Origin of the sequence: Anaerorhabdus sp. (assembly GCF_036657415.1) — a bacterium.
Lineage (GTDB): Bacteria > Bacillota_I > Bacilli_A > Erysipelotrichales > Erysipelotrichaceae > Anaerorhabdus.
Map to the genome: position 1 here is coordinate 1 of NZ_JAVXGL010000052.1, position 13,707 is coordinate 13,707.

The 13,707-nt window shown below is 32.0% G+C and carries 10 protein-coding genes; 4 read left to right on the plus strand and 6 right to left on the minus strand.

Features of this window, described 5'->3' with window-relative positions; all coding sequences use genetic code 11:
• Positions 1-230: 230 nt before the first annotated feature.
• On the plus strand, positions 231-1,391 hold the full coding sequence (locus RSB60_RS07950; RefSeq protein WP_323380290.1) for an AraC family transcriptional regulator: 1,161 nt from the start codon (positions 231-233) through the stop codon (positions 1,389-1,391).
• Between the two features lie 34 nt (positions 1,392-1,425).
• On the opposite strand, the gene agaF is transcribed toward RSB60_RS07950, so the two are convergent.
• On the minus strand, positions 1,426-1,860 hold the full coding sequence (agaF, locus tag RSB60_RS07955) for a PTS galactosamine/N-acetylgalactosamine transporter subunit IIA (RefSeq protein ID WP_323380289.1): 435 nt from the start codon (positions 1,858-1,860) through the stop codon (positions 1,426-1,428).
• A gap of 11 nt (positions 1,861-1,871) precedes the next feature.
• Positions 1,872-3,044 (minus strand): SIS domain-containing protein, encoded by a 1,173-nt coding sequence (locus tag RSB60_RS07960; protein WP_323380288.1) that lies wholly within the window; start codon positions 3,042-3,044, stop codon positions 1,872-1,874.
• Positions 3,045-3,200: 156 nt separating this feature from the next.
• On the opposite strand from RSB60_RS07960, the gene nagA reads away from it, so the two are divergent.
• The gene (gene nagA / locus RSB60_RS07965; RefSeq protein WP_332475026.1) at positions 3,201-4,340 is read left to right on the plus strand and encodes an N-acetylglucosamine-6-phosphate deacetylase; all 1,140 of its coding nucleotides are present in this window, start codon (positions 3,201-3,203) and stop codon (positions 4,338-4,340) included.
• A gap of 54 nt (positions 4,341-4,394) precedes the next feature.
• On the plus strand, positions 4,395-4,931 hold the full coding sequence (locus RSB60_RS07970) for a hypothetical protein (RefSeq protein WP_323380286.1): 537 nt from the start codon (positions 4,395-4,397) through the stop codon (positions 4,929-4,931).
• Positions 4,932-4,978: 47 nt separating this feature from the next.
• Here the strand turns inward: RSB60_RS07970 and RSB60_RS07975 are convergent, their stop codons facing one another.
• Together RSB60_RS07975 and RSB60_RS07980 are read right to left on the minus strand one after the other, a co-directional pair.
• Positions 4,979-5,443 carry a DUF4870 domain-containing protein gene (locus tag RSB60_RS07975; protein ID WP_323380285.1) on the minus strand — a complete coding sequence of 155 codons (465 nt, stop codon included), beginning with the start codon at positions 5,441-5,443 and terminating at the stop codon, positions 4,979-4,981.
• Positions 5,444-5,458: 15 nt separating this feature from the next.
• Positions 5,459-7,585 (minus strand): Tex family protein, encoded by a 2,127-nt coding sequence (locus tag RSB60_RS07980; RefSeq protein WP_332615631.1) that lies wholly within the window; start codon positions 7,583-7,585, stop codon positions 5,459-5,461.
• 97 nt (positions 7,586-7,682) lie between these two features.
• Between RSB60_RS07980 and RSB60_RS07985 the strand changes: the two genes are divergently transcribed.
• On the plus strand, positions 7,683-9,782 hold the full coding sequence (locus tag RSB60_RS07985; protein WP_332615633.1) for a PASTA domain-containing protein: 2,100 nt from the start codon (positions 7,683-7,685) through the stop codon (positions 9,780-9,782).
• A 186-nt stretch (positions 9,783-9,968) separates the two neighbouring features.
• Here RSB60_RS07985 and RSB60_RS07990 read toward each other — a convergent pair whose 3' ends face one another.
• On the minus strand, positions 9,969-12,950 hold the full coding sequence (locus RSB60_RS07990) for an N-acetylglucosaminidase (RefSeq protein WP_332615635.1): 2,982 nt from the start codon (positions 12,948-12,950) through the stop codon (positions 9,969-9,971).
• Between the two features lie 15 nt (positions 12,951-12,965).
• The coding region (locus RSB60_RS07995; RefSeq protein ID WP_332615637.1) for a hypothetical protein at positions 12,966-13,707 on the minus strand (742 nt) is incomplete at its 5' end.

The following is a 13,707-nucleotide window of genomic DNA, read 5'->3' on the forward strand; positions in this document are numbered from 1 at the left end:
CTTGTTAATAAAATGTTTGGCATTTTCATCCTCCCCTTCATTTTAAGAATGCATCTATCCCCTTCCCAAGAAGTAAACGCTTTCTATAGTTTCATTATAGTCTAATTGTCGAAAAATTGTTTTATAATTTTCAATATTGCGTTTGCACTTTTTAGTACTATTTTTAAAACTAATAATCAAAATGTGATGAAATTGTGAAAATTTCATGTATACTTTATGTGGGTGATACTATGTATAACAAAACTACTAGTGCATACTTCTTAAAGTATGGAAAAATTACAGACTCTTTTAAAACAAACAAAAAATTAAAAAAGAAGAAATACAAAATTACAAATAAAGAAGTAAATATGCTGTATTCCTATGATACAAGCGTTTATATCGAAGTTGTTGAAGGTATGGCGATTGTCGTTATCGGCAATCAAGATTTAACTGTCGAGCCACAACTATTTGTAATTCATCGTAATTTCAAAATAAATAAAGGTGAGTATTTTTCTTTCATTACACTCACTTCTTTATCTATGCTTAATTTTTATACGTATCCAAGCACAAAGAAAAAATCACTTGATTTACAAAGAAATATTTCTTATGAACCAATTTGCCCTAAATTTATGGTAAGTGAAATTTGTGCATATTATTACATGGTAAAATCTCCTGGATATATTTTCCCCGGTGAAAGCCACGGCTATTTTGAAATTACCTTTGTTGATTCAGGTACACTTGAAACAAATGTTGAGGGAGTGGAATTTACATTAAAAAATTATGATTTGCTTGTCTACGGACCGAATCAATACCACAACCAAGAAATCAAATCCAATGAGCCATGTAGTTATCTCACAATTATATTTGAATCTAACTTGCAAGATTATGCGAATATTATTAATCGTGTCTTCCACTGTCCTCGTGAGTATTATCAAATCCTAGATAAATTTGTAAAAGAAACCACATCTCCACTACCTTACAGTAAGGATCTCATGCTTTCTTATTTACAAGAATTACTTCTTCATTTACTACAATATGATTTGGAAGAACATATCACAAAACCTGCTACCCCTATTCATCAACATTTTGAAAATGAATTATTAGAAGAAATTCTTGCATACATTAATGAAAAAATACTTGAACCTCTTCCAGTTGATGACATCTGTGATCGTTTCTCAATTAGTCGATCTAGCTTACAAAATTTATTTAGAGACAATCTGAAAATTGCCCCAAAACAATATATTAATGAAGCTAAGCTTGCGAAAAGTAAAGTATTGATTAAAAAATCGGAATATACAATTAGTGAAATATCATCTATGCTTGGTTTTAATTCAATCCATTATTTTTCTAGAAAATTTACTCATCGATATAACATTACACCTAGTGATTACGCAAAGAAAATTTATGACTAAAAAACTCAAGCAAAATTTGCTTGAGTTTTAATTACTAAATTCCGTCGCCTTCTAATGTTTCTTCGCTACGTTCAGTATATGTGTATTTAATAACTTGGTCTTTACCAGTATTTACAGCCATGTCTGCTAATGCTTCAGCATCTTCCATAAATCCTCTAGCCATTGAAGTTTCAATAACCATACCTAAGTTAGTTCCTCCAAGAACAATAATCTTTTCATCTCTTTTCATAGAGATTTCAACAGATGTTTTAAATGGAGATCCACCCACTAAGTCAGTGAACATAATAATTCCATCACAATCTTTTAAATTGTCGATAGCTTTATTTAGTTTTGACTCTAAATCTTCTACAGAGTCTTCTTGTACAAAGTCTACAACTTCATATTTTTCAGGCATACCTGCAATCAACTTAACTGAGCTAGTAATCCCTGAACCAAAATTTCCGTGTCCTGTAATAACAATACCAATCATCTTTATTCCTCCTATTTAGAATATGGGTATAAAGTTACACCCTTTACTACACGATTAACTTCTCCACTTGGACATGGATTGTCTGGTGTAATATCATATGCTATTGATTTAAACAATGCAATTAGTTGTGCAACAACGATATATTCTAATCCTAAGAAAATATTATCATGAGAAGTTGCCTCATAGCAATAATAGAAATCAACTAATTTTTCAACTTCTTCACTTGGTGTATTGCAAACCGCAAAGATTTTGTTACCTTTACGTTGTCCACTCATCTCTTTAATAAGGTCAATTTCATATTGACGAGTATAGGCATTATCACTTAAATAGATAACAGTTAATGTCTCATCATTGATAATTGATTTAGGTCCATGTCTAAATCCTAGTGGTGTATCAAACATTGTAACCACTTTACCGGCAGTCAATTCTAGCATTTTTAATGCTGATTCTTGAGCAATTCCTTTTAAAGTATTACTTCCAAGATAAACGATACGATTGAAGTCATAAGCTTTCACTACATCTTGGCAAACAGTGAAGTCATGATCAACCATTTTAGTTACATTTGCGATAATTGCTTCAACTTCTTTTGCTGTTTCATCTAAGTTATCTAAATTGAAACTCAATAACGTAGCTAAATACATATTTGTAAATGATGAAGTCATTGCAAAAGATTGGTCATGTGTTTCATCAGTAAGATTGATTGCTAAGCAATTGCTCTTTCCTTCAGCACGTTTTGATAAAGCACCATTTTTATTACATGTTACAAATAAATGATAAATATTTTTTGTAACTGCTTCTGCTGCATCTACTGCTCCAATTGATTCTGGAGAATTACCTGAACGTCCAAAACTAATCAATAATGTAGGCTTTACACTTGATACATAGTTTTCAGGAGTTGCAGTAATATCTGTTGTACCATATGATTTGATTTTATAATTTGTACATTTATTAAGATAAGAGAATAGTGCATTACCTACAAACTCACTTGTTCCTGCTCCAGTTAAAATAATATCGTAATCAGCTTGGCTAGTTACTTGACTTAAAAATTTCTTAATATCTTCCTTCATTGCTTTTACTTGGTTAATTGTTTTAACCCAAGTTTCAGGTTGTTGATGAATTTCTGTAGCTGTAAATGTTGCTGTTTTTGCCTTTAGTTCATCTGCTGTAAATCCAAAAATTGTCATAAATTTTCCTCCTACCTTCTTATGATTTTATTATAGCAACTCTAACCTAAAGTACAATAATTTAGTTGAAACATATAATTTCATTGTTAAAAAGTATAAACATAGACTTTCTTTATAGTCTAAAATATAATTAATACATACAAGGGAGGATCAATCATGATACTACAAAGTAAAAGAGTATGGGTTTCAGGCCAATTTATCCCAGCTCAAATTGAAATTGAAGATAAAAAAATTAAAGCCGTATATCCTTATGGAGAAAAAAATGTTGATAAGGATTATGGTACTGACCGCATAGTTCCAGGTTTTATTGATATCCACTGCCATGGTGCTTATGGATTCGATACTAATGATGCTGAAGAAGAAGGATTGAGAAACTGGCTTAAAAATATCCCTTCTGAGGGTGTTACAGGTCTTTGTCCAACTACAATTACACAAAGTAATGAAATATTAACTGATGCTGTAGCAAATGTAGCTAAAGTACATAGCGAAGGAAACGAAGGAGCTGAAATTTTGGGTATTCATTTTGAAGGTCCATATTTAGATATGACTTACAAAGGTGCTCAACCTGAACAATATATTGTTCCAGGAACTGTTGAACAATTCAAACAATATCAAAAAGCTGCAAATGGTTTAATTAAATTAATTACACTTGCAACAGAAACTGATGAAAATTTCGAATTAACACGTTACTGTTCTGATACTGGAGTTGTGGTAACAATTGGACATAGTGCAGCTACATATGATCAAGCACTTATGGCTGTTGCTAATGGTGCAAAATCAATGACTCATATTTATAATGGTATGACACCATTTAATCATCGTAACAATGGCTTAGTTGGTGCCGCATTTAGATTTAGAGATGTATTTGGAGAAGTTATTTGTGATGGCAATCATTCTACACCAGCTGCCTTAAATATCTTATTCCAAACTAAAGGACGTGACTATACAATCATGGTATCTGACGCTTTAATGGCTAAAGGATCTCCAGTTGGAAGCAAGTTTATCTTTGGTGGAAATGAAATCGAAATCTATCCTGACGGAAGCGCTCATTTAACAGCTACAAAAGGACTTGCAGGTAGTACACTGCGCATAAACCAAGGACTACGAATTTTAGTAGAAGATGCTCAAGTACCATTTGATGCAGCACTTAATGCTTGTACATTAAATCCAGCCCGTTTATTAAAAATTGATGACCACAAAGCAAAAATTTGTGCAGGATATGATGCTGACATTGTTGTCCTAAAAGATAACTATGATGTTGAACAAACCTATTGTCGCGGAAAAGCAAGCATCTAACCCTTTTCAATTCTTACTTTTTAAAGTATGATAGTAAAGTACGGAGGACTTGTAATGACTACAAAGAATAAAAAAATAAGCATTTCTGGAAGAAATATTTATCAAGATGAAAAAGGTAGAAACATACTCTATAATAAAAATACTGGGGTTGGATACTTAATTCAGGAGAAGGACGAAAAATCATTTAACACTTACAAAAATAGATTCCTATTTGTAATAATTGGTGTTATCTTGGCTATGAATTTTCTTGCTGAACCAATCGTTTGTATTGGTGCTGGTATCATACTAGCTGCTTTTCTAGAATTTCGCTATCGTAAAAAATTCTTACCTTCATTAGTCCAAATTACAAACTTCAAGCCTTATAAGAATGTTACATTTATTGATCAAATTGTAAATTCTGGTCAAACAAATAAAGTGCTTTTATCAGCTGTGTTATATGTAATATTCGCAATATTGTTAGTTTTAAACGGAATTGAAATGAAATTAAACAATGTTATGATGATTATGAATCTAGCATTAGCTTGTGCCGCTGTTGGATTTGCCGGTCTTCACATTGTTGCATTCTCAAAAATGCGCAAACTTAATAAATAACAAAAAAAGAAGCTTTATCACAATGTAGATAAAACTTCTTTTTATTTTTATTCGTTTTCGTGACTTAAATTACTTGCCCATTTACCAACAATTGGTAGACGGTAAGAAACCCAACCGTACGCTTTAACTGCAGCTATAATTTCCAAGATTGCAAAGATGATAGAAATAATCCCAACAATCAATACAATGGCAGCTCCAGAAACAACAGCTCCTGCACTACCAGCAAACATACCTGCAAATGAAGTTGAAACTCCAACAATAGTTGTTACTGTTCCAATAGCTCCATAAAAAAGTGTCATCAACAAAGCTTGCCACCCATGGAATTTAACAAGTTTACTGTCCTTTTCGAAAATTAGTGCAAGAAGCGGAATTATCCATGTAAAGTTACCCCAAATTCCACCATAAGAAAATACTCCAATTAAAAATGGTATAAGGTAAATCAATAAACTTACAACATTTGCTTCAAGTCCTAAAATTGAAGACTTATGTGGTTCATATTTTTTATTCATCATGATCCCTCTCTTTATTTAAAGTTCGATTAAGCTTAGCTGTACTTTTTGTCTTTCATTATCAATGGCACTTACCCATACCTTAACAATATCACCAACAGAAAGTAATTCACTAGGATGACTAATTCTATCTTTACTCATTTTTGAAATGTGAATTAATCCATCTTCATGCAATCCGATATCAACAAATGCTCCGAAGTCTACTACATTTCTTACCACACCTTCAAGTTCATCACCAACATGTAAGTCTTCAAGTTCCAAAACATCCTTACGTAATAGTGGTCCATCGTATCGTTCACGATAATCTCTTAATGGTGATTGAATTGCATCAATGATGTCTTTAAGTGTATATTCATCAACACCTAATTCTTTCGCTGTACTTTCAAAATCAATTGCTAAATTTTCAGCTTGTCCTAATCCACTTATATTGTACTTTTTCATAACATTTTGTGCAACTGAATAACTTTCAGGATGTATTCCAGTTTGGTCAAACTGATTTTCCCCACCATGTACACGTAAGAAACCAGCACATTGTTGGAATGTTTTATCTCCCATTTTCTTAACTTCTTTTATTTCTTCACGAGAGGCAAAACGTCCATGATTGTTACGATAGTCTACAATTGCTTTCGCACTTGATTTATTTAATCCTGAGATATGCATTAATAATTCTTGGCTAGCTGTATTGATATCAACACCTACTCTATTTACTGATTTCAAAATTGCGAAATCTAAATGTTCTGTTAACTGTTTTTGTGGTAAATCATGTTGATATTGTCCAACTCCAATACTTTTAGGATCAATTTTAATTAGTTCTGATAGAGGATCTAATATTCTTCTACCAATTGATACAGCAGAACGTTGCTCAACATGTAAATCAGGGAACTCCGCACGTGCTAATTCACTTGCGCTATACACAGATGCTCCGGCTTCACTTACTAATGTATATTGTACATTCAATTTATTTCTACTTATTACATCCGCTACAAAACTTTCAGATTCACGGGAAGCTGTTCCATTACCAATCGCTACAATTTCAATTGGGAATTCTTTAAACAATGCTAACAATGTTTTTTCTGCTTCTTCTTTCTTGTTTACCGGTGCATGTGGATAAATAACTGATATTTTTAATAATTTACCTGTATTATCGAGCACTGCAAGCTTACACCCTGTTCTAAATGCTGGGTCAAATCCCAAAACCATTTTTCCAACAAGAGGTGGTTGCATCAATAATTTTTCAACATTCATCGAGAATATTTCAATTGATTGATTTTGTGCTTTTGTACTTAATTCATTTCTTATTTCACGTACTACGCTTGGAAACAATAATCGTTTACAGCCATCTGCTGCTGCCTCTTCAATTAATGATTGGCAAATAGTTTCTTTATCACGGGTAATTCCACGTATCGCATACTTTGTTAAGTAACCTTGATCATAATCTAATGAAACAGTAATTACTTTCTCTTTTTCAGCACGGTCTATTGCCATAATACGATGACTAGCAATATACCCTACTCGATCTGTAAAATCATAGTACATTTTATATACTTTGTTTTCATCACCGTGTTTCTTCTTTTCTTTTGTAATAATCTTCCCATAACGTAGAATTGAATCTTGAACTTTCCAACGTAACTTGGCGTTATCGCTCACTCGTTCAGCAACAATATCCTTAGCGCCCTGTAAAGCATCTTCAATACTAGCAACTTTATCATTGAGATATTTTTGTGCTTCTTCTTCAATATTACCTTGTCTTGGACATTTCATAATCCAATCTGCAAGTGGCTCTAAACCCTTTGCAATTGCATCCGTAGCACGTGTCTTTCGCTTTTGTTGATACGGACGGTAAATATCATCTACTTGTGACAGCTTTGTGCACTCCAAAACTTCTTTTTTAATTTCTTCAGTAAGCTTGCCTTGTGTTTCAATTAAACGTAAGACATCTTCTTTTCTTTTCTCTAAATTAACTTGATAATCATATTGAGTTTGAATATACAGAATTTGTTCCTCATCCAAACCCTTTGTCATTTCTTTACGATAACGCGCAATAAAAGGTACAGTACTTCCTTCTTCAAGAAGCTTTAACGTATTCTTTATTTGTTCAACGCCTATCTTCAGTTCTTCAGCAATAGGTTGTATTAAATGTTCCATCTTTTTACTCCTTTTCAACTTTACTATCATACCATATTAAGACATCTTATGGTTTTAAAAAAGTTCAACTATGATATAATTGAGACGAGGTGGAACTATGAATATTAACTTCAAAGATAAGAAAACAATAGCATTAATGATTACTGCAGGAACACTGATATTACTTACAGCTGCTATCGTAGCTATAGTGTTTTTATTCCCTGCCAAAAAGATAGAAATACCCGATTTTTCCAATAAAAGTAAAGTTGATGTAGATGCTTGGATTTTAGAAAATGATTTAACCGTTGAGGATGTTACATTTACATATGAATATAATGAAACTACCGAAAAAGATATGGTACTTTCTCAAAGTATTCTAGCTGGCGAAAAACTTAAAAAAGATGAAGTCTTAAATATCATCCTATCTAATGGTTATGATCCAACATTAGTTGTAACAATTCCTGATTTTAAGGATATGAAGTATGAGGAAATACATCAATGGTTCACAGATAATAAATTTACTGATGTTACTTATGAATATATCCCTGATCAAAAAGTTAAGAAAGACTATTTTATAAAAAGTAATCTAACTGCTAGTGAAGCTCATCGTAATGATATGATACTTATTTCTATATCTGTTGGAACTGAATCAGTTGGTGTTGAAATCACAATGCCTGACTTTGCCGATTATACAAAGGCTAATATTCAAGCTTGGGGTAAAACAAACAACATGAGTATTACTTTCAAAACTGAGGCTAGTGATAAAATAGCCAAAGATAAAGTAATTTCACAAACACCAAAAGCTGGAGAGACAACAAAAACTGGTGGAAAAGTTACCGTTACCATTTCAACAGGTAAAGGTACAACCGCAGTAAAATTTGATGGAAAAACAAAGAAAGATGTTGATGCTTGGGCAAAAGAAAATGGAATTAAAATTTCTTATGTTGAAGCTTACGACAATAAGATTGCAAATGGTACCGTTGTTTCAAACAAACCAAATTCTGGTACAATCGCAACTGGTAGCACAATGACTGTTAACATATCAATTGGAAAACCAAGTATTGATAACTACACTAATAAATCAAAAGCCAGTTTCCAAACTTATATTGATGGATTAAATAAAAAATCAGCAAATATCAAGATTGTTGCTAATGAAGTTGATAGCACAGCAACTCCCGGTACTATAGTCAAACAAACAATTAACAATAAAGTTGTAAGTGGTTCAACTTCAGTTGATACTGGTACAACCGTATATATCGATGTTGCTAGAACAGAATCAAAAAATGTTCCTAGTTATGCCGGAAAACCTGAAAGTACATTTAAAACAGAAATTGTTAATACATATAAAATGAAAGTTGGTTCAGCTACTTCTAAATATAGTGATAGTATTGCTAATGGCAGTATAATATCAAATGATACTGGAACAAAAACAGTAGGAACTTCAATAAATTATGTTCTTTCTATAGGCTCATACGCTTACAGAGATAGTGATTATAACGGAAAAACCAAAGCACAAGCTGATAGTTTCATTTCTACTGAAAACGGAAAAGGTGCTGGAATCTCAATTAAATACACTGAAGCATTTAATAATTCAATTACTAGTGGAACAATTTACGGTTGCTCATACTCAAATAAAGTTGTAAGCTGTAGCCTATCCCTTGGTAAGAGTATTAGTGTACCAGATTATGTAGGACTGAATAAAAAGCCATGCAATATGAATTCATGTACTGTTGACGGTTTAAATGTAACACTCAAATATGCAGATAGTGACAAAGATGTAGATACTGTTTTAGATCAATCTCTAAAGGCAGGAAGTAATGTTGCAGAAGGATCAGCAATTACTGTAACATTGTCAAATGGAAAAAATAAGAAAACTTGTCCAGTTGGAGCAAGTGGTACATACCCTAATTGTGTTTGTCCAAGTGGTCAAGAATATGATTCCGCTACCAATACATGTAAAGCAGTTGCAGTAACATCAGGACCTCTTCCAATTTTCAATTTAGCTATTTATGATGGACAATCATATTCACAAATAACTTCTGCTTTGACAACCAGATATAACAGTGCAGGATTTAAAAATTTGAATTTTGTTCAATTAACTGGTGAAATTGACAATCCAGATAATTCTAATGGAGTAGCAGAAATCAATCCTGAACCAAATGGAGCTGATACATCATTTAGTACACAAATAACAATTAAAATTTGGGTATCAAAATAAGTAAAAATAAGTATGTAATTCACCTATAAATTAATGAGATGTATTATACAAAAATGTATAGTACATTTTATTTTAAACTCCCATTTATATTTTCAAATCATAACTATTAATATAATTAATATCTTATACATTTTAAATGAATAGATAAAGGTCACTGAGAGAAATATCTCAGTGACCTTTTATTATTTATTTAGTTGCTATTGTTAATTCAATTCTAGAACGCACATTTGATTTATTTAGTAAATATGTTCTTGTATTTGAATCAAAACTTCTATTAGTATATCTTGCATTATAGATTTCAAAGATATCACGATATTCCTTGGTTTCAATATCCAAGTACATTCGGTATGTTCCTTCTGGAACTTCAGATAAACTTTGTTCTAAACTAAAACATGCATTCTTAATTGTAAACATCGAACCACGTTCAGCAGCTAAATCACTTGTACACGCTTTTGTTGTGGCGGCATACGAAGTTCTTTTACCACTTTCATCAATTAGAATTAAGTTGAATTTTGGGTCATTCTCAGCATTCATATATGTATTATATAGAAAACCAAATCCCTCAAAAGTTAAATTATCTTGATTAATTTCCAATTTATCAATACCTACTACCGATCCTCTAGTTGTTGGTTTCTTTATTACACTTATATCAATATCTTGTTTTTCAGAAGTGATTTCAAGACGGTAATTACTGTTTGGATTTCTAAATAGTCTTGTCTTATATCCATTAATATCTATGGCAGGTGTATCTATAGATTTAAGATTCGAATAAATAATACCTGTCTTACTAGTCTCGCCATTCTTGATATTTATTTCCAAGTAATAGTTTCCTGGCACAATTGTAGATAAATCAACTTCAGAAGAATAACTTATTTTTTCATATTTATAACCATCAAGTAAGTCGATTGTTTCCGTCGAAGTTTTAGTAATGGCAGGGAATTGTATTTTGTTAGAACGATTATTTAAGTCAACCAAATTCAATATATGAGTAATTGAACTCTCACTTGTTGCATCCATTAATGTGATAAATGCAGTGCCTTCTACTGTTAAAATATTACCATTAACTTTAGCAGAAGTAACATATTGATTAATCTCACTTGTAGGAATCGGCGTTGGTGTTGGTGTTGGCGTTGGAGTAGGTTGTGGAGCGACTTGTGAATTTGATACATTCACAAATACAACACTACCATCCAAAGTAAACTCATAAATTTTACCTTCTATTTCTGCTTTTGCTGGTAAAGTTAATCCTGTTCCAATTACATTAAATGTTTGATTATAATCTGTATATTTAGAATAATTACTTATTACATCAAAATAATATTTCCCTTCTGTAAGCGAAGGTAAACTTATCTTTCCAGTAAAGGAAGCTTTGTCCTTATCTGCAGTTGTAGTAGTCATTGTAATATCTGTGGTTTCAAAAAATCTGTTATACATTCTCAATGTTTGAGTTATCTTATTATCATTAGTAATATAAATTCCCGGACGATAAGCAGACCCCTCTATTATTAAATCAGTACCACTAATTACAATTTTACTAATTGTTTTTACTGGATCCCCTGTTGGTACTGTCCCTTCCACTGATGGTGCACTACCACCGAGCATTGTTACATATCCGGTTGGAATATATCCAATACTTTGGTTCCAATCATAAGATACTAATCCTTTAGTTGAAGTAGTAATAATGTTACCACTCGCAACAGGGTTAGTTGATTGAATCTTGTAATGGTTTGACTCATTTGCTAGAACAGCCACTGTAAAGTTTTCTTGGTAAGTTTCACCATATTTAGAATTGAACAATACTGCTCCATTCGGTGACTTAAGAACATTAACTCCATATGTATTAATAACACCTACAGAATATTTATTTAAATCTGCAAATCCTGATGCTTTGTCTATACTATAAGCGATTGCCGCAATCTTATATCCCCAATATGGATCAGCTGCATACTTTACATTAAATCCAGAGCCTTTATTTCCTACATGACTTCCAAAAAATCTAAAATCATTTATATCTGTATATCCACGAAGATTAATTCCCATGTGTTCATTTATTGCAGCTTCTACTGAAGAGAAATATGAAGCACTTCCAGGGTCACTATCGAAAGCATTCCAGCCAAATAAATTATTTCTTTCTAATGCAAATGTACTAGTACCATACGCAGATTCTAGACACGCTAACGAATAAACAAGTAAAGCATTCATACCATATGTATTTTGTGCATTAATGAAAGTTTGTCCTTGTCCTTTCATCTTGCTATTAGTACCACTGCCTTTCACCGACACTAAGAAGTTATCAAATACACTTGCTGAAATATTTGATTTTGTTCTTGTTGGTAAAAATTGATAATAATTGTAGTAAGTACCTACTTTATTAGTACATTTATTATCTGAATAAAAGTTATATCCATCATAGCTATAGTATCTAGTTCCAGGTACCATCCAATCTGCTGCTAATCCAACAGTCATTGTATAAACTTCTGGCCAATTGTCATTTGACCAACCACTATATGCATAAAATGTTAATTCTTTATTATTTCCATTTTGTCTAACTTCATAATGTGATTGATATACATGTGTCCAAAATGGCTGTTCATTTTTACCTGAGGTATCATTTCCACCTAATAAAACAGTGGTATCATTTCCTAACATTACATACGGCACTAAATCAACATTCATTAAATCCGCAGTTCCAGTAAATCCTGTAATATTGACAGAGATTGTTCCATTACCACTACCGTTATAATTTCTAGTCTCAAAGTATTTCATTTCACGATGCTTAGTAACATACGTAACTTTTTTATTTGAGCTCGAGTGATCTTGCGTAATATTCATTGTACTACTACCTGAACGCATTGGATAAGTCACTGCAATACCACTAACCATAGATACAATTTTCATTGGGCTTTTACTTGAACTATGACGAACTACCGCATTATCACCAAGACCCTTCATTGCATTTTGGGCAGAGCCAAAATCATTGTAACAACCTTTGCTTGTAAATGACCCCCCTGCATTCGCAATCGCAACTTCATAATTGTTACCACATGATGTAGAAGTCATATCTGCTTGAGTTTCTGTCACAAAGTTAAACACTGGAGTGTCTAGTATTGTAAATGAAACTGCAATCATCGATATACTCAAAAGTAGTTTAATTATTCTATTTACCATTCTATCCATCCTCCACTAATTTAAATTAACATTAATTGTAATCCAATTATCTGAACCTTTTACTTTTAATTGTAATACACCTTTATAGGTAACTGGGCTTTCTACTGGACTATATGCCACAAAGAATAAATCGCCACTGTCTTTTTCATTAATTTCTTTTCCAATAATATTGGAATATTTCATTGACTGAATTGAACTATCTAATGCCACAAAAGTTTCCTTAGAATTTTCTGGAACATATTTAGCTTCTTCAACTTGAATTTTATCACCCCACAAAGATACAGCTTCTATAGTAAATGCATATACCTCTACTGTTGATGGTAATAAATATTCTTGTCCATTTTGGTACATCGTATCTCCAGTAATTGGATATGCGCTTGATACTGTCATTTGATATGTCTTACCATCCGTAATAATATCATCAGCTTGATATTGTAACATTGCTGCAGTACCCTTTGAATTAGATACATTTAATTTTATTTCTTCCGTTCCTAAATCATTCGTTAAAATAATTTCTTTTGCATTTTTATCTTTAATTGGTACAAATATATTCACCATTGTAGAATTCTCATTCGATAAAATTTCATACCATACATTTTGTTTTCCTAAAAATAATGATTTTTCTTCGAGAGCTTTAATATATGTATCTACATTACCTAGATTAATTCCTTCACTCGTTGAAAAATGATTCAATGGTATATTTATAGAATTATTTGCTTGTACTCTAAGCTTTACAATCGCAAATTTAAAATCAACT